The sequence below is a fragment of the Microbacterium maritypicum MF109 genome, from assembly GCF_000455825.1.
In the GTDB taxonomy this organism is placed as follows: Bacteria; Actinomycetota; Actinomycetes; order Actinomycetales; family Microbacteriaceae; genus Microbacterium; species Microbacterium maritypicum_A.
Genome location: NZ_ATAO01000086.1, coordinates 1 through 380 on the forward strand (window position 1 = coordinate 1; position 380 = coordinate 380).

General features: G+C 68.7%; 1 protein-coding gene. It reads right to left on the reverse strand.

All coding sequences use genetic code 11. The features are described 5' to 3' along the window. Positions 1-380: HAD-IC family P-type ATPase (locus L687_RS25930; RefSeq protein WP_021198718.1), on the reverse strand; the 380-nt coding region annotated here is incomplete at both ends.

Genomic DNA, 380 nt, shown 5'->3' on the forward strand with positions numbered 1-380 from the left:
ATCGCGAAGTACTTCGCGATGTCATTGGCGAGCGAGAACGTGGTGAGCGCTCCGCGCGTGATGAGCAGCTGCTTGCCGATGCGCACGATGTCGATCAGCTTGGTCGGGTCGGAGTCGAGGTCGACCATGTTGCCGGCCTCCTTCGCCGCCGAGGTGCCGGTGTTCATCGCCACGCCGACGTCCGCCTGGGCGAGCGCGGGGGCGTCGTTGGTGCCGTCGCCGGTCATCGCGACAAGACGGCCGCCCTCCTGCTCGCGCCGGATGAGCTCGAGCTTGTCCTCGGGCGTCGCCTCGGCGAGGAAGTCGTCGACCCCGGCCTCAGCGGCGATCGCCTTCGCCGTGAGCGGGTTGTCGCCCGTGATCATGACCGTGCGGATGCC